General features: G+C 50.4%; 21 protein-coding genes and 1 pseudogene. 11 read left to right on the top strand and 11 right to left on the bottom strand.

What is annotated here, in order from left to right:
• Window positions 1-21 precede the first annotated feature (21 nt).
• Window positions 22-2,199, bottom strand: coding sequence for a right-handed parallel beta-helix repeat-containing protein (locus LVQ77_RS21340; protein ID WP_232905441.1), 2,178 nt, complete (start codon window positions 2,197-2,199; stop codon window positions 22-24).
• Between the two features lie 339 nt (window positions 2,200-2,538).
• On the opposite strand from LVQ77_RS21340, the gene glmU reads away from it, so the two are divergent.
• Together glmU and glmS are read left to right on the top strand one after the other, a co-directional pair.
• A complete protein-coding gene (glmU, locus tag LVQ77_RS21335) occupies window positions 2,539-3,909 on the top strand; it encodes a bifunctional UDP-N-acetylglucosamine diphosphorylase/glucosamine-1-phosphate N-acetyltransferase GlmU (RefSeq protein WP_232905440.1) in 1,371 nt (456 codons plus the stop codon).
• A 303-nt stretch (window positions 3,910-4,212) separates the two neighbouring features.
• Window positions 4,213-6,042, top strand: coding sequence for a glutamine--fructose-6-phosphate transaminase (isomerizing) (gene glmS / locus LVQ77_RS21330; protein WP_232864004.1), 1,830 nt, complete (start codon window positions 4,213-4,215; stop codon window positions 6,040-6,042).
• Between the two features lie 71 nt (window positions 6,043-6,113).
• Here glmS and LVQ77_RS21325 read toward each other — a convergent pair whose 3' ends face one another.
• Complete coding sequence (locus tag LVQ77_RS21325) at window positions 6,114-7,385, bottom strand: MFS transporter (protein ID WP_232864003.1); 1,272 nt, start codon at window positions 7,383-7,385, stop codon at window positions 6,114-6,116.
• A 319-nt stretch (window positions 7,386-7,704) separates the two neighbouring features.
• Here LVQ77_RS21325 and rluF point away from each other — a divergent pair.
• The 6 genes and pseudogenes from rluF to phoU form a co-directional block, all read left to right on the top strand.
• Window positions 7,705-8,427, top strand: a pseudogene (gene rluF, locus LVQ77_RS21320) (23S rRNA pseudouridine(2604) synthase RluF); the annotation flags it as partial.
• Window positions 8,428-8,697: 270 nt separating this feature from the next.
• The gene (pstS, locus tag LVQ77_RS21315) at window positions 8,698-9,738 is read left to right on the top strand and encodes a phosphate ABC transporter substrate-binding protein PstS (protein WP_232864002.1); all 1,041 of its coding nucleotides are present in this window, start codon (window positions 8,698-8,700) and stop codon (window positions 9,736-9,738) included.
• A 120-nt stretch (window positions 9,739-9,858) separates the two neighbouring features.
• Entirely contained in the window at window positions 9,859-10,821 is a 963-nt protein-coding gene (gene pstC / locus LVQ77_RS21310) for a phosphate ABC transporter permease PstC (RefSeq protein ID WP_034460683.1), read from the top strand.
• A complete protein-coding gene (gene pstA, locus LVQ77_RS21305) occupies window positions 10,818-11,708 on the top strand; it encodes a phosphate ABC transporter permease PstA (RefSeq protein ID WP_151993912.1) in 891 nt (296 codons plus the stop codon). Before pstC ends, pstA begins: the two co-directional genes overlap by 4 nt.
• 47 nt (window positions 11,709-11,755) lie before the next feature.
• Complete coding sequence (gene pstB, locus LVQ77_RS21300; protein ID WP_064514930.1) at window positions 11,756-12,529, top strand: phosphate ABC transporter ATP-binding protein PstB; 774 nt, start codon at window positions 11,756-11,758, stop codon at window positions 12,527-12,529.
• A 14-nt stretch (window positions 12,530-12,543) separates the two neighbouring features.
• Window positions 12,544-13,269: a phosphate signaling complex protein PhoU gene (phoU, locus tag LVQ77_RS21295; RefSeq protein WP_034460681.1), complete on the top strand. Its 726-nt coding sequence runs from the start codon at window positions 12,544-12,546 to the stop codon at window positions 13,267-13,269.
• 65 nt (window positions 13,270-13,334) lie between these two features.
• Here phoU and ulaA read toward each other — a convergent pair whose 3' ends face one another.
• The 3 genes from ulaA to LVQ77_RS21280 all read right to left on the bottom strand — a co-directional run bounded on the left by ulaA (window position 13,335) and on the right by LVQ77_RS21280 (window position 15,496).
• Window positions 13,335-14,591: a PTS ascorbate transporter subunit IIC gene (gene ulaA, locus LVQ77_RS21290; protein WP_064514855.1), complete on the bottom strand. Its 1,257-nt coding sequence runs from the start codon at window positions 14,589-14,591 to the stop codon at window positions 13,335-13,337.
• A 12-nt stretch (window positions 14,592-14,603) separates the two neighbouring features.
• Complete coding sequence (locus LVQ77_RS21285) at window positions 14,604-14,891, bottom strand: PTS sugar transporter subunit IIB (RefSeq protein ID WP_232864001.1); 288 nt, start codon at window positions 14,889-14,891, stop codon at window positions 14,604-14,606.
• A 161-nt stretch (window positions 14,892-15,052) separates the two neighbouring features.
• Complete coding sequence (locus tag LVQ77_RS21280) at window positions 15,053-15,496, bottom strand: PTS sugar transporter subunit IIA (RefSeq protein ID WP_232864000.1); 444 nt, start codon at window positions 15,494-15,496, stop codon at window positions 15,053-15,055.
• A 270-nt stretch (window positions 15,497-15,766) separates the two neighbouring features.
• On the opposite strand from LVQ77_RS21280, the gene LVQ77_RS21275 reads away from it, so the two are divergent.
• Window positions 15,767-16,801: a LacI family DNA-binding transcriptional regulator gene (locus LVQ77_RS21275; protein ID WP_232905439.1), complete on the top strand. Its 1,035-nt coding sequence runs from the start codon at window positions 15,767-15,769 to the stop codon at window positions 16,799-16,801.
• Window positions 16,802-16,842: 41 nt separating this feature from the next.
• On the opposite strand, the gene yieH is transcribed toward LVQ77_RS21275, so the two are convergent.
• Window positions 16,843-17,508, bottom strand: coding sequence for a 6-phosphogluconate phosphatase (gene yieH, locus LVQ77_RS21270; protein ID WP_232905438.1), 666 nt, complete (start codon window positions 17,506-17,508; stop codon window positions 16,843-16,845).
• Window positions 17,509-17,687: 179 nt separating this feature from the next.
• Between yieH and LVQ77_RS21265 the strand changes: the two genes are divergently transcribed.
• Window positions 17,688-19,025, top strand: coding sequence for an NCS2 family permease (locus tag LVQ77_RS21265; protein WP_232905437.1), 1,338 nt, complete (start codon window positions 17,688-17,690; stop codon window positions 19,023-19,025).
• A gap of 147 nt (window positions 19,026-19,172) precedes the next feature.
• On the opposite strand, the gene LVQ77_RS21260 is transcribed toward LVQ77_RS21265, so the two are convergent.
• Complete coding sequence (locus LVQ77_RS21260; protein ID WP_232905436.1) at window positions 19,173-19,514, bottom strand: RamA family antibiotic efflux transcriptional regulator; 342 nt, start codon at window positions 19,512-19,514, stop codon at window positions 19,173-19,175.
• A 21-nt stretch (window positions 19,515-19,535) separates the two neighbouring features.
• Entirely contained in the window at window positions 19,536-20,651 is a 1,116-nt protein-coding gene (locus LVQ77_RS21255) for an MBL fold metallo-hydrolase (protein ID WP_232905435.1), read from the bottom strand.
• 189 nt (window positions 20,652-20,840) lie between these two features.
• On the opposite strand from LVQ77_RS21255, the gene LVQ77_RS21250 reads away from it, so the two are divergent.
• Window positions 20,841-21,413, top strand: coding sequence for a TetR/AcrR family transcriptional regulator (locus LVQ77_RS21250; RefSeq protein WP_232863994.1), 573 nt, complete (start codon window positions 20,841-20,843; stop codon window positions 21,411-21,413).
• Here LVQ77_RS21250 and LVQ77_RS21245 read toward each other — a convergent pair.
• The 3 genes from LVQ77_RS21245 to mnmE form a co-directional block, all read right to left on the bottom strand.
• Window positions 21,410-21,976: an NADPH-dependent FMN reductase gene (locus LVQ77_RS21245; RefSeq protein ID WP_232863993.1), complete on the bottom strand. Its 567-nt coding sequence runs from the start codon at window positions 21,974-21,976 to the stop codon at window positions 21,410-21,412. The two genes, LVQ77_RS21250 and LVQ77_RS21245, sit on opposite strands and share 4 nt — an antisense overlap.
• 34 nt (window positions 21,977-22,010) lie before the next feature.
• Entirely contained in the window at window positions 22,011-22,739 is a 729-nt protein-coding gene (locus tag LVQ77_RS21240) for a 4'-phosphopantetheinyl transferase family protein (RefSeq protein WP_232863992.1), read from the bottom strand.
• A gap of 212 nt (window positions 22,740-22,951) precedes the next feature.
• A complete protein-coding gene (gene mnmE / locus LVQ77_RS21235) occupies window positions 22,952-24,316 on the bottom strand; it encodes a tRNA uridine-5-carboxymethylaminomethyl(34) synthesis GTPase MnmE (protein WP_232905434.1) in 1,365 nt (454 codons plus the stop codon).
• Between the last annotated feature and the right edge of the window lie 91 nt (window positions 24,317-24,407).

Below are 24,407 nucleotides of genomic sequence, written 5' to 3'. Positions count from 1 at the left end.
CATTTTTTTCGTCTGAACCTTTTACTGCTTCGTTAAAAACTCACCTGTTTTGAACGAACCATCAGCATTGCGTTGCAACGGGACTGGCAGCGTCAAAGACTGATAATCTTTTATGCTCAGTTGCTTACCTTCGCTGTTTTCCGTTTTACCATCCCGAATGAAATAGTTGCTGTTATCTACATTTCCGGAGATAGCGTCATCATATTTCCCCTCAACGCTACGCAATGAAATGTTATCGGTGAATTTACCCTGAGTTTCTGCGCGCCCATAAGGGCTTGGGCGGAAGATGTAGTTAAAGCGTTGGTTATCCACTGCGACGTTGTTCGCCACCACCAGTGCACCAGGGTTGAAGTTATCAGTAAAGCCATCGAGGTGGTTACCAATCGCAATGCTGTTATGGATTTCATGCGCGACAGGCTGCCCTTCCCCGCCCAATTTGAAACCGTTGCTGGTGTTGTTGCGGGCAATAGAGTTCTCGATCACCACAACGCCATTGGCACCGTCTTCAATCTTGTTGAACAGGTCATAGCCATCATCAATATTGTCGTGCGCATAGCATCCTTCAAGACGGTTGCCATCACCCACACGCATCTTCACCGCAAAGCCATCAGCATTGATTTTGCCTGGATCTTCATTACTGAAGGATTCAGCGTTAACAACCTTGTTGTAGCTTGCCCACAACGGGCGGCCTACATCAGAAGGAGATGAAATCTGGATGCCTGTGTCGTCATTTTTATAGGCGACTACACTTTCGATAAGGTTATGACTGCCCTGAACTCGCAAGCTCTTATCGGTAACTTCAATGCCTTTGACATGCCAGTAGTTGCCATCCAAAGCCAGGCCGCGAATCACGACTTTGCCATCGGCCTCGAGGGTCTTCAGTTTGCCTTTTAAGCCACTGTCAGCTGTCGAAATGGTAGTAAGTGGGTACTCACCGCTGCTTAAGATGAGTTTTCCACCAGGAGAGACGAGAGAGATGGCACTGGCCAAATCAAGCGGTGCGGATTTAGAACCATTGTTACTTGATGCACCATCTGGCGCTACGTAAAGCGTATTACCCTCCATGTTTTTGACTTGCTCAACCATGAAGTTTTGGGTGACAGGGGTTTTGTCTTTACCGCTGGTCGGGGTAAACGTCACGGTGAAACGTGCTTGCTCTTTAAGTGTGGTTGGCAGAGTGAACATTTCTCCGGCCTTGGCCACTTTTTCCTGACCGATTACAACTTCATCCTGACGTACGGTGAAGTTGCCGTCATAGTTAGCGCGAGCCTGTACCACGTACTCGCTGGTGGTGCTTTTTGCTGGAGAGGCAATTTGCATCACAACAGGCCATGCTTTCGGCACGAAAGGTGTGGAAGCAACAGTATTTGCCGCACTGGTTTCTAATGACGCATCACTGACGGTGATTTTTGCATTACGTGAAGCAAAGAAACCAACGTAGTACTGGCTTTTGTCCTGTACGGTGATGATATCAGCGCGTTTAACATTTTCAGAAACCCATGCATCGCTTCCGGCTGGAGCCCATGAAGTGACAAAACCCTCGTTGGTTCGCTCGAGCTTCATGCGGAAAGTCGGTGCTTTGCTCAGATCAATGGCTTCCTGATAGCTTTTACGAGAAATAGTTGAGCCGGTATTTCCCCATGGCTGAGTAATACCATCACGCGCAATGGCCTGCATTTTCACGCGTGATGCGTCCTTTTTATCCTGCGTCATGATGGCATTCATTACCATATTGGAAGCTGCAGGGAACTCTTCGTAGCCTTCCTTCAGCGGCTCCTGGCGTGGATTACCTAATACATCCCTTACCAGCATCCCGGCACCTTCCTGCGCCGCCGGTTTCGCACCATTTTCAGGGCCAAACTGATCGACAGTGACTGTTGCCTGTAAGACAAAATTCTCACTGGCGGGTAATGCGGTATAGAAGAACGTTAATCCATCGTGAGAGTTAGCGATTTTACCGCCACGGCTTTCGATGGTGATGGGTTTCGAAAGGTCGACGGAATCTGCTGTCGCCAGCTTTTTGCCATCGATCGTTACGTTGTTCACACCCACTTTTTCAGGTAAGACATTAGATGAAAAGTTAACATCTGTTGATTGCCCGAAAGCAATCGCGTGCCAGATGGGTTGTTGCTCTGCAGTTGCAGGCAGGGATAAAGCCGCGCCGCAAAGCGTAAGAGCCAGAGGTATTTTTGACGCCATTATTATTCTCCTTATAAATGTCCAAGCCATTATCTATAAAAATGAAACGTTGTTTCTTTTATGCTTGTCACAAAGGGTGATTTTTAAAACACTAACATTTCAAATATGTGGAGTAGCTTTGTTTCCGGCCGAAAAGAAGTCTTAATCCACAGAGATCTATGGCTTTTGTTATTTCAGAAGTACTTTTTACGTGCTTATCCACCTACAATTGAGCACATGAGCAACTCAAATGCGCATCAAGAGCCTGTTTTTTAGGCATCGCGTTTTTTGTTGCAAAATATGTAGAATTTTCAACGTGAAATCGTTTTACTTCCCTCTCAAATTAAAGTCAGGACGCGTATGTCAAACAATGCGATGAGCGTGGTTATCCTAGCCGCAGGCAAAGGAACCCGCATGTATTCAGACCTCCCGAAGGTATTACATACTCTTGCTGGGAAACCGATGGTTCAACATGTTATTGATGCGGCTAATAATTTAGGCGCGCAGCGTGTACATCTGGTTTACGGCCATGGCGGCGATCTACTCAAAAATACACTCAGCGATAGCTCTCTTAATTGGGTATTGCAGGCTGAACAGCTTGGGACCGGCCACGCCATGCAGCAAGCCGCACCTTTCTTTGCTGACGACGAAGACATTCTGATGCTTTACGGCGATGTGCCGCTTATTTCCGTCGAATCTCTACAGCGCCTGCGTGATGCCAAACCACAGGGCGGCATTGGTTTACTGACGGTAAAACTCGACGATCCAACCGGTTATGGCCGTATCGCTCGTGAGAAAGGCAAGGTCGTTGGTATTGTTGAGCATAAAGACGCGACTGAAGAACAACGCAAAATTGACGAAATCAACACCGGGATTCTGGTGGCGAATGGCGCGGATCTGAAACGCTGGCTAGCGAAGCTCGATAACAACAATGCTCAGGGTGAGTTCTATATCACTGACATTATCGCGCTGGCTCACCACGAAGGTCATGAAATCACCGCCGTTCACCCGGACCGTTTAAGTGAAGTGGAAGGCGTGAACAACCGTCTGCAACTGTCACGTCTTGAGCGCGTCTACCAAAGTGAGCAAGCTGAGAAACTACTGCTGGCAGGTGTGATGCTGCGCGATCCGGCGCGTTTCGACCTGCGGGGTGAACTGACGCACGGGCGTGATGTAGAAATTGATACTAATGTCATTATTGAAGGTTCGGTGACCCTGGGTCATCGCGTCAAAATTGGCACCGGCTGCGTTATCAAAAACAGCGTGATTGGCGATGATTGTGAAATCAGTCCATACACCGTTGTAGATGATTCGACCCTTGCGGCAGCTTGCACCATTGGGCCATTCACTCGTTTGCGCCCTGGTGCGGAACTGGCGGAAGGCGCACACGTTGGCAACTTCGTGGAAATGAAGAAAGCGCGCCTGGGCAAAGGCTCAAAAGCTGGGCATCTGAGTTACCTGGGTGATGCTGAAATTGGCGACAACGTGAATATTGGCGCTGGCACCATCACCTGTAATTACGACGGCGCGAACAAATTCAAAACTATCATCGGCGATGATGTTTTTGTCGGTTCTGATAGCCAACTGGTGGCACCGGTCACCGTTGCACGCGGTGCGACGATTGGCGCAGGCACGACGGTCACACGTAATGTTGGTGAAGATGAACTGGTTATTAGTCGCGTAAAGCAGACTCATATCCAGGGTTGGCAGCGTCCGGTTAAGAAAAAATAATTTTTAACCCTCTCCCAAGGGAGAGGGTTGGAGTGAAGGTTGTTCTCGAAAATAACCCGCTCCGTAGCAGTACTAAAACTATAACCCCACTCTCTACAAGGCTCGGGGCCCCGGAATACGGGATATTTACCCAAAGAATTTCGTGCGGCAGAAAGGTGGCAAACTTGAGAAACCCAGGGAGCTTACATCAGTAAGTGACTTGGTTGAGCAAGTGCAGCCAACGCATCTGCAGTGCGAAAGACAACGGGTAAAACAGGTCAGCGACAACACATGGCGTAATGCCATTATCAGGAATCTAATCTTATGTGTGGAATTGTTGGCGCGGTCGCGCAACGTGATATCGCTGAAATCCTTCTCGAAGGACTACGTCGTCTGGAATACCGTGGTTATGACTCTGCGGGCCTGGCTGTAGTAGACGAAAAAGGTCAAATGACCCGTCTGCGCCGTCTGGGTAAAGTGAACAAACTGGCCGAAGCTGCCGCAGAAACTGCGCTGCATGGCGGTACCGGTATTGCACACACTCGCTGGGCGACTCACGGCGAACCATCAGAAGTTAACGCTCACCCACATGTTTCCGAACATATTGTGGTGGTTCATAACGGCATTATCGAAAACTATGAACCGCTGCGCGAAGCCCTACAGGGTCGCGGTTACATCTTCGTTTCACAAACCGATACCGAAGTTATTGCTCACCTGGTTCACTGGGAACTGGAGCAAGGCGGTAGTCTGCGTGAAGCTGTGCTGCGTACCATCCCACAACTGCGTGGCGCTTACGGCACCGTTATCATGGACACCCGTAACCCAGACGTGCTGCTGGCAGCTCGTTCAGGTAGCCCGATGGTTATCGGCCTTGGCATGGGTGAAAACTTTATCGCATCCGACCAACTGGCATTGCTGCCGGTAACGCGTCGTTTCATCTTCCTTGAAGAAGGCGATATCGCGGAAGTGACTCGTCGCTCCGTAACCGTATTCGATACCAAAGGTGAGCAGGTTAAACGCCCGGATATCGAATCCAGTCTGCAATATGACGCGGGCGACAAAGGCATTTATCGCCACTATATGCAGAAAGAGATCTACGAACAGCCGAACGCGATTAAAAATACCCTGACTGGCCGCATCAGTCATGGCGCTATCGATCTTTCTGAGCTTGGCCCGCAAGCCAACGAAATGCTGTCTCAGGTTGAGCACATTCAAATTGTCGCGTGTGGCACTTCCTATAATTCAGGCATGGTGTCGCGCTATTGGTTTGAATCACTGGCAGGCGTGCCGTGCGATGTCGAAATCGCTTCTGAGTTCCGCTACCGTAAATCAGCGGTGCGTCGTAACAGCCTGATGATCACCCTTTCCCAGTCTGGCGAAACGGCAGATACACTTGCGGCGCTGCGTTTGTCTAAAGAGTTGGGCTATCTGGGTTCGCTGGCGATTTGTAATGTTCCGGGTTCTTCCCTGGTGCGTGAATCCGACCTCGCGCTGATGACCAACGCGGGCACTGAAATCGGCGTGGCATCCACCAAAGCGTTTACCACTCAGCTTACCGTTCTGCTGATGCTGGTGGCGAAACTGAGCCGCCTGAAAGGCGGGGATGCTGCGATTGAGCAAGACATCGTTCATGGCCTGCAGGCGCTGCCAAGCCGTATTGAGCAGATGCTGTCTCAGGACAAACGCATTGAAGCGCTGGCTGAAGATTTCTCAGACAAGCATCATGCGCTGTTCTTAGGCCGTGGCGATCAATACCCAATCGCAATGGAAGGCGCGCTGAAGCTTAAAGAAATCTCTTACATTCACGCTGAAGCGTATGCGGCAGGCGAGCTGAAACACGGCCCGCTGGCGCTGATTGATGCAGATATGCCGGTTATCGTTGTGGCTCCAAACAACGAACTGCTTGAAAAGCTGAAATCGAATATCGAAGAAGTGCGCGCGCGTGGCGGCCATCTGTATGTATTTGCAGATAAAGATGCAGGTTTTGCCAGCAGCGATAACATGCACATCATTGAGATGCCGCATGTAGAAGAAGTTATCGCACCTATCTTCTACACCGTACCGTTGCAGTTGCTGTCTTATCACGTTGCGCTAATTAAAGGCACCGACGTTGACCAGCCACGTAACCTGGCAAAATCAGTTACGGTTGAGTAATTGCTCTGATCGGTAATACAAAATAAAAAAGGCCGGTTGCGCTAAGCACAACCGGCCTTTTTACTGCTAAATCAATTCTCTTCCTGCGTCACCAGTTTTGGTTCTTCAGGGGATTTCAGCAGAACCCACAAGACAATCGCCCCGATTACATCAAACACCGAAAGCACAGCGAACAGCGGGCTGAAGCCAACCGTGTCGGCCAGAGCCCCCACAACCAGTGCAAACATGGTGCTGGCGGTCCAGGCTGCCATGCCGGTAAAACCGTTGGCGGTGGCAACTTCGTTTGAATCAAACATGTCGGAAGACAGTGTAATCAACGCACCAGACAGTGACTGGTGAGCGAAGCCACCAACGCATAGCAATGCAATTGCCACCATTGGGCTGCCAAACAAACCGACCATGCCTGGCAGAATCATCAGCGCGGCACCCATTGTGACCACTAGTTTGCGGGAAACCACAATATTCACGCCGAAGACTTTCTGGAACATACCAGGCAAATAACCACCAATAATGCAGCCAAAATCGGCGAACAGCATCGGGATCCAGGCAAACATAGCGATATCTTTGAGGTTAAAGCCGTAGGTGTGCACCATAAACAGTGGGATCCACGCGTTAAACGTCCCCCATGCAGGTTCAGCCAGGAAACGCGGCAGAGCGATACCCCAAAACTTGCGCTGTTTCAGCAGGTGGCCAATGCGAACCTTTTCAACCTTTGGTTTTTCAGGTTGGCCGCCAGTGATATACAGATATTCTTCTTTCGATAGTGATTTGGTTTTTGACGGGCGGTTATAAGTGAAATACCAGCCAGCGGCCCACAGCACGCTGAAAACACCGACGATAATAAACGCCAGTCTCCAGTCCCTGATATAGATTGCCCATGCGACCAGTGGAGGGGCAATCACCGCGCCAATAGAGGAACCAACGTTGAAATAGCCGACGGCGACTGAACGTTCAGTATCCGGGAACCATTCAGTTACTGATTTCAAACCAGCAGGTATCATCGCACTTTCGGCGAAACCGCCGAGGCCGCGGAACATTGCCAGGCCTTTCCAGCCAGTCGCGAATGACGCACCAATGCAGAACACGCCCCACATCAGGCCGAAAATGGTGTAACCCACTTTTGTACCCAATGTATCAAGCAGATAACCGGCAATAGGTTGTGCAATGGTGTAGCACGCTGAGAATGTCGCAATAATGTAAGAATATTGCTGGGTGGTAATGTGCAGATCGCTCTGTAATGTTGGCGCTGCGGCAGAAATAGTATTTCGGGTTAAATAGCAAAGAATGGTGCCTAATGTCACCAGTGACAGCATAAACCAGCGCTTGTGGCCTGTTTTGCGCATAATGAATCCCCGTTTTTCAAGCAATAAGTGGCCTGACCGCTGCAAGGCAGCAGGCAAATAAATAATTCAGAGGAGATAAAAATCAGCGGCGCTTCAGAAGACGTCGAGGATTCTGGTTTGGCCCATCCTGGACTTGTTTTTGTTATGCAGATCACACTATGTGTTGATAATGAACCTGTGTTTCACTTTTATTTGTGATTAATCTCAATTTTTTGTGGGTAATCTACCCCTAACGGGTAGCGTATGTGACGTGTGTCACATTTTTTTAAGTGATGGGTTAATGGTAATTATGCAAAATTTGAATAAAACGCATCGCAAAATGCCCACTGATTCACCCATACGAATTAATAAATACATTAGCGATTGCGGTATCTGCTCCCGCCGTGAGGCCGATCGTTACGTTGAGCAGGGCGAAGTGTTTATTAACGACAGCCTGGCTAGTTTTGGCGCTCAGGTATTTTCCGGTGATGTGGTGAAGGTAAACGGTCAGCTTATTGTGCCGCGTGATGACAACGATCTCGTGCTGATGGTTTTGAATAAGCCTGTGGGCATCATCACTACAATGGAAAAGAGTGTGCGCGATAACATCAGCGGTCTCATTCATAGCGACAAACGCGTTTCCCCTATCGGGCGTCTGGATAAAGATTCGCAGGGGCTCATTTTACTGACCAACCACGGTGATGTAGTTAATAAAATTCTGCGTGCCGGTAACAATCATGAAAAAGAGTATGTGGTCACCGTCGATAAGCCGATAACTGACGAGTTTATTATTGGAATGGGCGCGGGCGTTCCGATACTTGGCACGGTAACCAAACACTGTAATGTGACGAAAGAATCTGAGCTGATATTTCGTGTTATTTTGGTGCAAGGGCTGAACCGCCAGATCCGCCGGATGTGTAAATATTTCGGTTATGAAGTGACCCGGCTTGAACGTGTCCGCATCATGAATATCCACCTGCAAGGCCTGGCATTAGGGGAATCACGCCATTTGAGCTGCGAGGAAAAACGCGAATTATTGAGACGGATTGAGGGCTCAGAATCTGCAATGTGACAGGCGTAACTTGGTTGCAAAATCGCCTGTCATAAAACTGTCATAATTCGTACATTTAACTGTCACCAAACTGTCCTATTTTCTATCCTGCATCCACTAAACAATGAATTACGTTAATACCCAAATAATTCGAGTTGCAGGAAGGCGGCAAAAGAACGAATCCCGATGAGCTTAGTGAACTAAGTGATTCGGGTGAGAGAGTGCAGCCAACGCATCTGCAATTTGAAGTATGAGGGGTATATCACCTCTGCAGGAGACACTATGAAAGCTATGCGTACCACTGTCGCAACTGTTGTCGCCGCGACCTTATCCCTGACTGCTTTTGGCGCAAACGCCGCTGCAAGCCTGACTGGTGCCGGTGCAACATTCCCTGCGCCGGTGTATGCCAAATGGGCAGATACCTACAATAAATCAACTGGTAACAAAGTAAATTACCAGGGTATCGGCTCCTCCGGTGGCGTTAAACAAATCATTGCTAACACTGTAGATTTCGGCGCATCTGATGCTCCGCTGTCTGACGATAAACTGCAACAAGAAGGGCTGTTTCAGTTCCCAACTGTTATCGGCGGTGTCGTTCTGGCAGTTAACCTGCCGGGCGTGAAATCTGGTGAGCTGGTGCTCGATGGTAAAACTCTGGGTGACATCTACCTGGGCAAAATCAAAAAATGGGATGACGAAGCAATTGCTAAACTCAACCCAGGCATGAAACTGCCACAGCAGAATATCGCAGTTGTGCGTCGTGCTGATGGTTCCGGTACTTCCTTCGTCTTCACCAGCTACCTGGCGAAAGTAAACGAAGAGTGGAAAACCAAAATCGGTGCGGGCTCAACGGTAAACTGGCCAACGGGTCTGGGCGGTAAAGGTAACGACGGTATCGCAGCCTTCGTTCAACGTCTGCCTGGTTCAATTGGCTATGTTGAATACGCTTACGCTAAGCAAAACAACCTCGCTTATACCAAACTGGTATCTGCTGATGGTAAACCAGTAGCGCCTTCTGAAGAGAACTTTGCCAATGCGGCGAAGGGTGCAGACTGGAGCAAATCATTTGCTCAGGATCTGACTAACCAGAAAGGTGACGCTGCGTGGCCAATCACGTCCACAACCTTCATCCTGGTTCACAAAGAGCAGAAAAACCCAGAGCAAGGTGCTGAAGTACTGAAGTTCTTCGACTGGGCTTATAAAGACGGTGCAAAACAGGCGAGTGACCTGGATTACGCCGCCCTGCCAGACGCTGTGGTTGAGCAGGTTCGTGCGGCATGGAAGACCAACGTGAAAGACAGCTCCGGTAAGGCGCTTTATTAATTAACGAAAAAGGCGGATGGCACTTATGCTTATCCGCCCTACAACTGATTTCATAGGTCGGATTAGTGTTAGCGACATCCGACATGTTGTAAGAAATATATTTAACTTAAAGAGTAAGCTATGGCGGTAAGTAAGCCGACGTTCAAGTCCCCTGGTAAACAAGGTGATGTCATTTTCAGTGCGCTGGTAAAACTGGCTGCGCTGATTGTGCTATTTCTGCTGGGCGGCATCATCATCTCCCTGATCATCTCCTCCTGGCCGAGTATTCAGAAGTTTGGCTTCTCGTTCTTATGGACCAAAGAGTGGGATGCTCCTAACGATATTTACGGTGCACTGGTTCCGATTTACGGCACGCTGGTGACTTCGTTTATTGCCCTGTTGATTGCTGTGCCTGTGAGTTTTGGTATTGCTCTGTTCCTTACGGAGCTGGCGCCAAACTGGCTGCGCCGCCCGCTGGGTATCGCCATCGAACTATTGGCTGCGATCCCAAGTATCGTATACGGCATGTGGGGCCTGTTTATCTTTGCTCCGCTGTTTGCGAAATACTTCCAGGAACCTGTCGGTAACGTGCTCTCTTCGGTGCCGATTGTTGGTGAGCTGTTCTCAGGCCCGGCGTTCGGTATCGGTATTCTCGCCGCAGGCGTAATACTGGCCATCATGATCATTCCGTACATTGCCGCTGTTATGCGTGATGTATTCGAACAAACCCCAGTGATGATGAAAGAGTCAGCCTATGGCATTGGCTGCACCACATGGGAAGTTATCTGGCGTATCGTTTTGCCGTTTACCAAAAACGGTGTGATTGGTGGTGTGATGTTGGGTCTGGGCCGTGCTCTGGGTGAAACCATGGCGGTAACCTTTATCATCGGTAACACCTACCAGCTCGATAACGCCTCGCTGTATATGCCGGGCAACAGTATTACTTCTGCACTGGCGAACGAATTTGCTGAAGCGGAATCTGGCCTACACACCGCAGCGCTGATGGAGCTTGGACTGATTCTGTTTGTGATCACCTTTATCGTACTGGCTATCTCTAAGTTCATGGTTATGCGTCTGGCGAAGAATGAAGGAGCGCGTTCATGACGACAATGGAAATGCAAAGCCGCGCGGCGCTCGCAGAATCTCGCCGCAAAATGCAGGCTCGTCGTCGGTTTAAAAACCGCATTGCTCTGACACTTTCAATGGGAACCATGGCGTTTGGCCTGTTCTGGTTGGTGTGGATCCTATTCTCTACGGTGACTCGCGGTATCGACGGTATGTCGATTGCGCTGTTTACCGAAATGACGCCACCGCCAAACACCGAAGGTGGTGGTTTAGCCAACGCCCTTGCAGGTAGCGGCCTGTTAATCCTGTGGGCGACCGTGTTTGGTACGCCGCTGGGCATCATGGCGGGTATCTACCTGGCGGAGTATGGCCGCAAATCAGCGCTGGCTGAGGTGATTCGTTTTATCAACGACATCCTGCTTTCTGCGCCATCCATTGTTGTCGGCCTGTTTGTTTACACCATTGTGGTTGCGAAAATGCAGCACTTTTCCGGCTGGGCTGGGGTGATTGCGCTGGCGCTGTTGCAGGTGCCAATCGTTATTCGTACCACTGAAAACATGCTGAAACTGGTGCCAGACAGCCTGCGCGAAGCGGCTTACGCACTGGGCACGCCAAAATGGAAAATGATTTCTGCGATTACGCTCAAAGCGTCTGTTTCCGGGATTATTACCGGGGTGTTGCTGGCGATTGCTCGTATCGCGGGTGAAACGGCCCCGCTGCTGTTCACGTCGCTCTCCAACCAGTTCTGGAGCACTGACATGATGCAGCCGATTGCCAACTTGCCAGTGACGATATTCAAATTTGCGATGAGCCCGTTTGCCGAATGGCAACAGTTAGCCTGGGCTGGTGTTCTGATTATTACCCTTTGTGTGCTGCTGCTAAATATTCTGGCGCGCGTGATTTTCTCAAAGAGTAAACACGGTTAAATTTTGCGACGCGGCAAAGGCGGCGTCGGATGGAGATTAAGAAACAGATGAGTATGGTCGATACTACCCCAGACAAAATTCAGGTTCGTGATTTGAACTTCTATTACGGTAAGTTCCATGCCCTGAAAAACATCAATCTGGATATCGCTAAGAACCAGGTTACCGCATTCATTGGCCCGTCAGGCTGTGGGAAATCCACCCTGCTGCGTACATTCAACAAAATGTACTCGCTCTATCCAGAGCAGCGTGCCGAAGGTGAGATTCTGCTGGATGGGGAAAATATCCTCACCCAGAGCCAGGATATCGCCCTGCTGCGTGCCAAAGTCGGCATGGTGTTCCAGAAGCCGACGCCATTCCCGATGTCGATTTATGACAACATCGCGTTCGGCGTGCGTCTGTTTGAAAAGCTGTCACGCAGCGACATGGACGAGCGTGTGCAGTGGGCTTTGACCAAAGCCGCATTGTGGAATGAAACCAAAGATAAATTACATCAGAGCGGATACAGTCTCTCCGGTGGCCAACAGCAGCGTCTGTGCATTGCGCGTGGTATTGCGATTCGCCCGGAAGTGTTGCTGCTTGATGAGCCGTGTTCAGCGCTTGACCCAATTTCTACTGGTCGCATCGAAGAGCTGATCACTGAGCTGAAAGAAGATTACACCGTGGTAATCGTGACCCACAACATGCAGCAAGCGGCGCGTTGTTCCGACCACACCGCGTTTATGTACTTGGGTGAGCTGATTGAATTTAGCGAAACCGACACGCTGTTTACCACACCAGCTAAAAAGCAAACCGAAGATTACATTACTGGCCGCTACGGCTGATCCGGGAGAACAAAATGGATAGCCTCAATCTCAACAAACACATTTCCGGCCAGTTTAACGCCGAGCTGGAATATATCCGCACTCAGGTGATGACCATGGGTGGGCTGGTGGAACAACAGCTTTCTGATGCGATCACCGCCATGCACAATCAAGATGGTGAGCTGGCTAAGCGCGTTATCGAAGGCGACCAGAAAGTTAACATGATGGAAGTGGCAATCGATGAAGCCTGTGTGCGCATCATCGCTAAGCGCCAGCCAACAGCCAGTGACTTACGCCTGGTGATGGCCATCATCAAAACGATATCTGAGCTGGAACGTATCGGCGACGTCGCAGACAAAATCTGCCGCACGGCGCTGGAGAAATTCTCTCAGCAACACCAGCCGTTACTGGTTAGCCTGGAATCATTGGGCCGCCACACCGTGCAAATGCTGCATGACGTTCTGGATGCATTTGCGCGTATGGATCTCGACGAAGCGGTGCGTATCTATCGCGAAGATAAGAAAGTTGACCAGGAATATGAAGGCATCGTGCGCCAACTGATGACTTATATGATGGAAGACTCACGCACCATTCCAAGCGTGCTGACCGCACTCTTCTGTGCGCGTTCTATCGAGCGTATCGGTGACCGTTGCCAGAATATCTGCGAGTTCATCTTCTACTTCGTCAAAGGACAGGACTTCCGTCATGTCGGTGGCGACGAACTGGATAAGCTGCTGGCGGGTAAAGATCCGAAAGAGTGATCAAAAAAACGTCAATAAAAACGCCAGCGAATCGCTGGCGTTTTTATTGGTGCATCGTTCAACGATTAGCGAACGATAATGCCTAACAGAATACCCAGCGCACCAAAGTCAGCATCACTAAACGTGGTGTTAGCAAAGCCTATATCGCCCAGTACTGGCAGCAGGAACACTGGCAGGAAGGTAATCAGCAAGCCCTGCGCAAAAGCACCCAGAATTGCTCCACGACGTCCACCCGTTGCATTACCGAATACGCCAGCGGCTGCACCTACGAAGAAGTGTGGCACCACGCCTGGGATAATCACGGTCATGTTCAGCAGGTAGAGCGCGAACATACCGATTAACCCTGCGGCAAAGCTGCTCAGGAAACCAACCAGTACGGCGTTAGGCGCATAAGGGAAGACGACCGGGCAATCGAGTGCAGGCTTCGCGTTCGGCACCAGCTTGTCGGAAATACCTTTGAACGCTGGAACGATCTCCGCGATCACCATGCGCACACCTTGCAGAATGATGTACACACCCGCCGCAAAGGTAATGGATTGCATGATGGAGAACATGAACCAGTTCTTACCACCGCTCAGTTCTTTCACCACATCTGCGCCCGCAAATAGGCACGTCACCAGGAAGATAATGCTCATGGTAAAGGAGATGGCTACCGGCGTATCGCGCAAGAACAGCAGACTTTTCGGCACATTCATGTCTTCAGTCGAGTGTTCTTTATTACCAAATTTGCTGCCGATAAACCCGGCCAGCACGTAAGACAATGTTGAGAAGTGGCCGATTGCCACGTCGTCAGAACCGGTAACTTTTTTCATGTAAGGGTGCGCAATGGCCGGGAAGAACACCATCGCCACACCTACAACCAGAGAGCCTACAGCGATTAATGTAACACCGCTCATACCAGCTGTTGCCAGAATCACCGCTACCATCATCGACATAAATAACGTGTGATGACCGGTCAGGAAGATGAATTTCCACGGCGTAAAACGGGCAATCAGAATGTTGATAACCATCGCGAAGAACATGATCATCGCCATTTCTTTACCGAAGCTCTTCTGCGCCACGGAAACAATCGCTTCGTTGTTCGGCACCACGCCCTGAATACCAAAGGCGTGCTGGAAGATGTTCGCAAAGTCACCTAACGATGACACTACCAGACCTGCACCCGCACCTAAAATCACAAAACCCATAATGGTTTTGACGGTGCCTTTAATACATTCGGTGACTGGTTTTTTCTGTGCAATCAAGCCAATCAAAGCGATTAAACCGACCAGCACCGCTGGTTCGGAAAGCACATCGCTCATCAAAAAACGAAAGAAATCCATATCGACCCCTGCTTACAGTGCGCCTAACTCGGTTAATGCCACGGACAAACGTTCTTTCATGGCTTTCTTATCGATCATGTTATCCAGTGCGACGATTTTTCCACCGACGGACTGGGCGACTAACTGCTCAGCGATGTCTTTGGTACCTACAAAAATATCGCTCGGCGTACCTTTGGCTGAACCAAGATCAACATGGTCAACATCCGCACTGACACCCAGATCTTTCACGATGGTTTTAATGCTCATTTCCATCATCAGGCTGGTGCCTAAACCGTTACCGCAAACCACTGTGATTTTCATAATTTTCCCCTGGATTAAGAGCCTATCCCATTAGGCTATTTTATTTGTTCGTTTGGTCTTGGGCTGTGCTCAAAATCCTCACGTACTACGTGTACGCTACGGTTTTTCCGCGCAGTCCGATCCCAAACGGTCTGCAACAATTACGCCTACTGGGCCAGGCTCTAATAGCGCGCAATGACGGACAAAATGTCCTGCGTTGTTTTGGCCGTCAAAATGGCCTGAATGTCTTGTTCGTTATCGAATAATTGGGCGAGTTGAGAAATCGCTTCAATGTGGCTGGTGCTGTCGGGTGCGGCCAACACGATCAATAACTTCACCGGATCATTTTCATCGGCATCAAAATTCACACCAGAAGTAATCAGCGTTAGCGCCAGTGCCAGTTTATTTGCACCTTCTTCTGGTCGTGCGTGTGGCATCGCAATGCCGGGGCCGACTACATAGTACGGGCCGATGGCTTCATGCGAGCGGTATATAGCATCGACATAACGAGGCTCGATTGAACCATTTTCAATCAGCGGACAACATGAAATAGCCACGGCATCGCGCCAGTCTTTAGCCTGCGTGACGACCTGAATGACCTCTGTGGTTAGTAGATTCTTTAACATGCGACTGATAACTCCCGATGATAATTAACAGGAGGGTAGATTTTTTGCGCAGACATTAATGTGATGAATATCCCATTTGATAGCGCTACCTGATAGCGCTATCAAGGATTGTGATAGCGCTATCATTTCTCGTGGGTCCGACTTTGGCTATATCGAGTTCCTGCATATACAATGCGTTAGGGTTTTTGCTAACGTGTTCAATTGTCTGACGGATAGTCGGTGAAATAAAAATAATGAAAACAGTGAGTTGTCGTTGTCCGGAGAGGCCTGATGGAAAAGCCGCGTAAGCGCCGTAGTACCGGGCGAGTCACACTGCAAGAAGTTGCCAATTATGCGGGTGTCGGAACCATGACCGTTTCCCGCGCGTTAAGAACCCCGGAGCAGGTCTCTGACAAACTGCGAGAGAAGATTGAGCAGGCAGTGGAGGAGTTGGGTTATATCCCCAATCGGGCTGCGGGAGCACTGGCTTCCGGCCATAGCGATACGGTCGCCGTTCTGATTCCTTCTTTAACCGACAAAGCCAGTTCGCGCTTTATGCAGTCGCTACAGCAGGTGCTAAATAAAAATGAATTCCAGCTCCTGCTAGGTTGCCACGAACATAATCAGCATAAAGAAGCTGAAATATTAATGACATTGCTGCAAAGCAACCCGGCCGCGTTGGTGATTTTTGGCTCGCAGCTGGCGGAAAAAACCTATCAGATTCTCGAAAGAACAAACATTCCAACGATAAACGTTGTGGGTTCCCCGTTTAGCCAGGCGAAGATTTCCCTCGAAACGGCATTTTTTGAGGCGGCGCATAAGCTGACCGAACACCTGCTGGATCAGGGTTACAAAAATATCGGTTTTATTGGTGCGCACATGGACAATCGCCTGCAACGCCAGCAGCTGAATGGCTGGCATAAAGCGATGCTCAGCCGCTACCAGAACTCTGATCAGGTGATTACCACTCCGGAAGCCGCAAGCCTACAGTTCGGGCGTTATGCGTTGACCGAAATACTGCAACGCCAGCCGGAACTCGATGCTGTTATTTGCAGCCATGAAGACATTGCCCTTGGGATTATGTTTGAGTGCCAGCGCCGCTTGCTAAAAATTCCAGGTAACATTGCTGTCGCTTGTCTCGATGGCTCAGACAGTTGCGATCAAACGCACCCTACGCTGACTTCCATACGTATAGATTATAAAAAAATGGGCAAAGAGGCGGGTAAGATGCTGATTGAGTTGCTCAATAACGATGATGACGACGAGTTAGATGAAGCGCGCGTTGAACTATTCAGTTATCAGATTGAATTACGCCAAAGTACCTGAGTCATTGGGCGGATAAGCGTAATCGCTATCCGCCATCTTCGCTAACCCGTAATATTCCAGCCTCGCGCGCGCCATAACTCCGGCAACTGCGCTAAATCGGTAAAGGTTGTCACTTTCGGGTGGTTAATCGGCTTGTTATGCGGGTCGGCACAGAAATAGAAAACTTCCATACCTGCGGCAATACCTGATTGTGCACCAGCCATTGAATCATCCACCAGCACGCAATTTTTCGCCTCGACACGCATGGCATCGGCTGCGTGGAACATCAGCGCCGGGTCCGGTTTCCACATCTGAATATCGTAGCCGCTAAACAGTTTGTCTTCGAAATGGTGGAGCATGCCGGTTTTGCCCAGCGAGTGCTGCATTTTGCTGACCGGGCCGTTGGAAACGATACACATCGGCACGGTGACTTGCGCAATCAGCGCGGCGGCACCGTCAATCTCAACTAGTTCGCTGTCGAACAGGCGTGAAACTTCGGCGCGATAAATCGGCTCAAGTTCCTCTTTCGCCAGGTTCACTCCATATTCGGCATTGATCGTGTCGATTATTTCGTAGAGCTTGATCCCCTTAAAGGTCTTGTGAACCTCCTCGAGCGCAAGTTCGATGCCGTATTGCGCAAACATATGCACGTAGGCCTGGGAGCAAATCACTTCACTATCAACTAGCGTGCCATCGCAGTCGAAGAACACCGCATCTATCCGGGACATACTTCTTCCTTTTATTAAAGTGAAGGGCCATCTTACCCAATTTGCGCAATTTTTGCGGCACGCAATCGTTGCCGTATAAGAAAATTCAATGAAAAAAATCTGCGTTGGACATCATGTTTTGTCATTTTTGGTATAGGATAGCGACGGATTTTCCCTCTCAATGTTCGGAATTAAGACTAATGAGCCAACCACAATCTACTCCGGCCGCAAATCCGGGGCTGCTCGAGCGCGTGTTTAAACTGCGCGAACACGGCACCACGGCACGCACTGAAGTGATCGCCGGTCTTACGACCTTCCTGACGATGGTGTATATCGTTTTCGTCAACCCGCAGATCCTTGGCGCCGCTGGTATGGATACCCAGGCCGTTTTTGTCACCACCTGTTTGATTGCCGCATTAGGTAGCATCCTGATGGGTATTTTCGCCAACCTGCCAGTGGCACTGGCTCCGGCAATGGGCCTGAACGCGTTCTTCGCCTTCGTGGTGGTTGGCGCGATGGGGATCTCCTGGCAAATCGGGATGGGCGCCATTTTCTGGGGTGCTGTAGGCCTGCTGTTGCTGACCATTTTCCGCGTGCGCTACTGGATGATTGCCAATATCCCAATGAGCCTGCGCGTAGGGATCACCAGCGGTATTGGGCTATTCATCGGGATGATGGGCCTGAAAAACGCCGGTATTATCGTGGCGAACAAAGACACCCTGGTGACCATTGGTAACCTGACTTCGCACAGCGTACTGCTGGGCGCGCTGGGCTTCTTTATCATCGCTATTCTGGCATCACGTAACATTCATGCAGCTGTGCTGGTCTCAATCGTGGTGACTACGCTGCTGGGTTGGATGTTGGGCGATGTTCAATATAACGGCATTGTTTCTGCACCACCAAGCGTGCTTTCGGTTGTTGGTCAGGTTGATTTAGCCGGTTCGCTGAACATCGGTCTGGCGGGCGTTATCTTCTCCTTTATGCTGGTTAACCTGTTTGACTCATCCGGCACGCTGATTGGTGTGACAGATAAAGCAGGTCTTGCCGACGAAAAAGGGAAATTCCCACGCATGAAGCAGGCGCTGTACGTTGATAGCGTGTCTTCCGTGGCGGGTGCGTTTATCGGAACATCTTCCGTTACTGCGTATATCGAAAGTTCTTCTGGCGTGTCGGTTGGCGGGCGTACTGGTCTGACGGCGGTGATTGTTGGTCTGCTGTTCCTGCTGGTAATCTTCCTGTCACCATTAGCGGGTATGGTTCCTGCGTATGCAGCAGCAGGCGCTCTGATTTACGTTGGCGTGTTGATGACATCCAGCCTGTCGCGCGTGAAATGGGATGACCTGACAGAAGCGGTTCCGGCGTTTATTACTGCGGTAATGATGCCATTTAGCTTCTCAATCACCGAAGGCATCGCATTGGGCTTTATCTCTTACTGCGTGATGAAGCTCGGCACCGGTCGCTGGCGTGAAATCAGCCCATGCGTGATTGTTGTGGCGCTGTTGTTCATTCTGAAGATCGTGTTTATCGACGCACACTAATACCCGTCATACTTCAAGTTGCAGGTGCGTTGGCTGCGGCCGCGCGCGCCAGTCACATAGTTATCTATGTTCCTGGGGACTTACGGCCTGGCCGCCTTCCTGCAGCTCGAATTATTTTGGGTATTGGATGTACTATAAAATAGCCAGTTATTGCGACTGGCTATGATTCTCTCTGCGATACCTGCCCGGCGGCTGATTAAACGTACGCGTAAATATCCGCGTAAACGTCTGCTGCGAATCAAAACCATACTTCAAACTAATATCGTAAACCTTGTTATCGGTATCGCGTAAATCACGCGCCGCCAGCAGCAATTTGCGGTCGCGAATGTACTTCCCGAGACTCTCGCCTTTGTACTGCATAAACAAACGCTGCAAGTGCCACTTCGAATAACCCGCATGACCGGCAATATCGTCAATGCGTAATGGCTGGTGCAAATTGTCGTCAATCCATTCAACGATGGTGTCGATAACTTGAGCGGAAATCGTCATACATCCCCCTGCGCGGTTCGCTTACATGGCACTGGTCGGTTCCCACCAGGTGCTAAATTGTTGTGCGTTGTCATTCACCAGTACGGGTTCGCCCTGCTTTGGTGTTAACAGGCGGAATGGTTCGCCGGAACTTGCTTCGGTCAGGCTTTTATAGGGTGCATCCCAGGTATGTTTTGCCAGCACAAAACGGCCTGCATGGCCCGGCAAAATAGCGCGCGCGTTCAAATCTACGGCAGCCTGCGCGGTTTCTTTCGGCATCATATGAATATTGTTCCAGTCATCGTCGTACTGGCCGTTTTCCATAATCGCCAAATCCACTGATCCAAATTGCTCGCCGATAGCTTTGAAATGCGGCCCGTAGCCGGTATCGCCGCTGTAATAGATTTTGTGATCATTAGTCACGAACATAAAACTCGCCCAAAGCGTCTGGTTTCTTTTCAGGCCACGGCCTGAAAAATGACGCGCAGGCAAAACGTGAACGGTCAGTACGTTCGAGACTTTTACGGCCTGATTCCAGTCTTTTTCATGAATGATGTCGTTATTTATTCCCCAGTAACGCAGGTGCGAACCGACACCGAGCGGCGTGATCACCTGGCGGATTTTAGGTTTCAGCGCTTTGATGGTGGCGTAATCCAGATGATCGTAATGGTCATGGGAAATAATCAGCAGATCGATTTCAGGCATCGACTCCGCCGTCCACGGGTAATCCCCTGGGAAGGCTTTATTCAGAAACGGAAAGGGCGCGGCGTAATGACTGAACACCGGATCGATAAGAATGCGTTTTCCCGCCAGTTGCAGATACCACGAAGAGTGGCCGAGCCAAACCATAGTGTCTTGTTCCAGCGGCAAGCTGGCCAGATCGGTTTTCACTAACGGCAACGGCTGCTGCGGGCGCGCGTTTTCAGTGCGCGTGGTTAAAAATTCCCACGATGCCGCGAGGATACTTTTCTTCCCAGTATAACTTTGGGTTGGCACCTGGTTGCGGAATTGGCCGTCAACGTAATGGGCAGAACGTTCGACTAAACTTAAACCTTCTCCCTGCGGAGCCTGACCAAATCCGGCATTCAGGACAAAAGGCAAACTGGCTGCTGTAGCAATCAACATAATAATAACCGCGCAAAAGGAGAGACGTTTCATATCCTGGCCTGCATGTACGCCCCATCCTTTGGAACGTTGCGAACAAAACTTGATAATGAGTGAGTAAGCACTCATTATAGATGGCAAGTGACTTGCGTCAAGATGCTTTTCAAACGCTGACATTCAGCGTTGCAGTGGCGTAGCTCGCGTGATTCAATTCGGTTTCGTAAATTTAGAGGGTTAAACGTTGTGGCTCGTCCGAAGAGTGAAGATAAAAAACTAGCGTTACTGGAAGCGGCGACCATCGCTATTGGTCAGTCGGGTATCGTTGCGTCCACGGCGCAGATTGCCCGTGCCGCAGGGGTTGCAGAAGGCACGCTGTTTCGCTATTTCGCCACTAAGGATGATTTGCTCAACGAGCTTTATCTCCATTTGAAGCAGGGTTTGCTGCTTGCGATGCAGGCGAATCTCGACCGCACGTTGAAGGAACCCAAGGAATACACCCGCTATATCTGGAACAGCTACATCGACTGGGCGATTGCCAATCCGCAGGCGCATCGCGCGATTCGCCAGCTCGCAGTGAGCGATAAAATTGATGAAGAAACTAAGCAGAAAGTGGCTGAGTTGTTCCCGGAATTACACGAAATTTGCTCGCAATCGATCTTAAAAGCCTTCAGCAGCGGGCCGTATCGCGCGTTTAGCGATGCTATTTTTTCTTCACTGGCAGAAACGACGATGGAGTTCGCCAGCCGCGAACCGGAACGAGCTGGCGATTTTAAAGCGCTTGGTTTTGAAACGATGTGGCGCGCTTTGGCTAACTAGCGTTTAACGCGCTGAATATAGTCGCCAAATGCGGTGAGTTGCCCAGCCAGATGGTCGAGCGTGCTTTGATCGACCACTTCACCTGTTTGCGTATCGACTTTATTCTGAATCACGCCGCCCATAAATTCTGGCTTGTTCATGACCATCGCGTCGAGGAACACCAGAATCTGGCGTAGATGGTACTGACAACGTGCGCCGCCAATGGCGCCCATTGAACTGGTTTGAATCAGCACAGGCTTACCCGCCAGAGGCTGCTCAGGCAAACGAGATAGCCAGTCGATGGCATTCTTTAGCCCGCCCGGTACCGAGTAGTTATATTCCGGGGTGACAATCACCACGCCGTCAGCGGCGCGAATTTGCTCGGCAATGGCTTCAACTGTCGCCGGGAAACCCTCTTCTTGTTGCATATCCGCGTCATACAATGGAATGTCTTTAATCGACGGCAACGCATCGATGCTCATTCCCGCAGGAGCGATTCCGGGCAAAGTACGAGCAACCATGGCATTGAATGAGCCATGACGCAGGCTACCTAATAGCGTCACAATCTTTAACGTGTCGGACATGAGTACTCCTTGGTGTCAGTACGTTCGGAAACGATCAGTTTTGATATAACACTTTTTCTGATGGCATGCTGGTTAAGCGAATAATGCTGCCATTGGGATCCCGATAGCGAGATTTTACATCCCCCAGACTATGCCAGTTCTGCGGAGCTTCAAATTCCCACAAACTGAGCTTTTCAATGGCTGGTGACACCACGCATCCCCAGATCAATAGTCCTTCCACATCGCTGATCGCTTCAATTTCTGATTGGTCGTTAGCGCGTATTCGCCCAGCGCCTGGCAGAAGTTGCAAACTTTCTTCGCGGCCTGTCAGTTTAAAAGTGCTTTGATGCAATGTGCGTAGCTGTGCGCGGGCTTCAGCTGGGTTTTTTTGATTGTTTATCCAGATGGATTCATTGCTGCGAAAAGTGGAGCCTGAAGCGACAGAGGGGAGATGGCCAAAAGACTGATTAATCTCAATATCTAATCCACACCGGCCTTCTGTTGTTATCAAAACGGCGACATTGTTTCCGGCATAGGCAATGCTGAAGTCCATCAATGAAGGATCGGCAAAGTGCGGGCGTCCAGCTGCCGTGGCGATTATTCTCGGTAGTTGTTGAATGCCATAAAGCATATGTAGCAATTCAGCTAGCAGGCTACGAGAGGCTAAATACCGTGTTCGGCGATGCTCGGGCATTTGCAGAGCTTCAGCCTGGCACTCTTTATTCAGTCGGCTCGAAAAGGGGTATTTCTGGTTGATCGTCCATCTTGCGAAGTGCGTTGCCATTTGTCTCTCCTTGATAATGGGCACTGTACTTAGCGATAGATTGTAGGTTTTTTAAAGCGGAAACGCACGGACAGGTGTGTGTAAAAAAGCGTCAATAGATCGACCCTATGAATATTTAGCTTTTAATGCACCAGACAAAAGGGCAAAAAAATCCCGCAATACTGGATATATTGCGGGATGAATGAAAAGTAAGCGCCTGCTTACTTTTTCACTTATTTACCGATACAGAAACTCGAGAAGATACGTCCGAGCAAATCATCCGAAGTAAATTCCCCGGTGATTTCGCTCAGGCTCTGCTGAGAAAGACGCAACTCTTCGGCGAGTAATTCCCCGGCCCATGCGCCCAGAAGCTGCGCTTTGCCTTGCTCCAGGTGCGTTGCCGCCTGTTCGAGCGCCTGCAAGTGGCGACGACGCGCCAGGAAGCCGCCTTCCATATTGGTTTCAAAGCCCATGCTCTGTTTTAGATGATCGCGCAGCACATCTACACCTTCACCGGTACGCGCAGACAGGCGTACAAGTGAGTGACCATTCACATCGCTCAGGCCCAGCGTTTCGCCGGTGACGTCTGCTTTGTTACGCACCACGGTAATCGGCAGGCGTGTTGGTAAGCGCGCAATAAAGTCTGGCCAAATATCTGCCGGGTCTGTGGCTTCGGTGGTGGTTCCATCAACCATAAACAGCACGCGGTCTGCTTGTTCGATCTCATTCCACGCACGTTCGATACCGATACGCTCAACTTCGTCACTTGCTTCGCGAAGACCTGCGGTATCGATGATATGCAGCGGCATACCGTCGATGTGGATATGTTCGCGTAATACGTCACGGGTTGTCCCGGCAATATCCGTCACAATTGCCGCTTCGCGGCCAGCAAGGGCGTTCAGCAGGCTCGATTTCCCGGCGTTTGGACGGCCGGCAATCACCACCTTCATCCCTTCGCGCAGCAGACTCCCCTGGCGTGCTTCGGCGCGAACCGCGTCCAGATCGCCGATCACCTGGTTTAGCTGCGCTTCAATTTTGCCGTCAGAGAGAAAATCGATCTCTTCATCCGGGAAATCAATCGCCGCTTCAACGTAAATTCGCAGATGGGTCAACGCTTCAACCAGATGGTTTACGCGAGCCGAGAAAGCGCCCTGCAAAGAATTTAGCGCGGAACGAGCGGCCTGTTCTGAGCTGGCGTCAATCAGGTCGGCAATTGCCTCGGCCTGAGCCAAATCCAGCTTATCGTTAAGGAATGCACGTTCAGAGAACTCGCCAGGCCTTGCGATGCGCAGCCCTGGGAGCGCCAGGATGCGTTTTAATAGCAGATCGAGGATAACCGGGCCACCGTGCCCCTGAAGTTCCAGCACGTCTTCGCCAGTGAAGGAATTCGGGCCGGGGAACCACAGCGCGATGCCTTGATCGAGCACGCTGCCGTCCGCATCACGGAATGGCAAGTAATCGGCATAGCGTGGCTTGGGGAGTTTACCCAGAATCGCTTGCGCGACTTCACGCGCCTGAAGGCCGGAGACGCGCAGAATACCGACCCCACCACGTCCCGGCGGTGTCGCCTGGGCAACGATTGTCTCGTTATGGCTCATGATTTTCCCTTTCGAGATTGAAGGTGGATAGCGCTTCGCTTATCCACCCTACGAAATAAAAAAGGCGGTCAATTGACCGCCTTTCGTAAGC

The sequence above is a fragment of the Buttiauxella cochleicola genome (genome assembly GCF_021282435.1).
Taxonomy (GTDB): Bacteria; Pseudomonadota; Gammaproteobacteria; order Enterobacterales; family Enterobacteriaceae; genus Buttiauxella; species Buttiauxella massiliensis.
The sequence above is the reverse complement of the archived record's forward strand: the minus strand, read 5'-3'. Positions and strand labels throughout refer to the sequence as shown.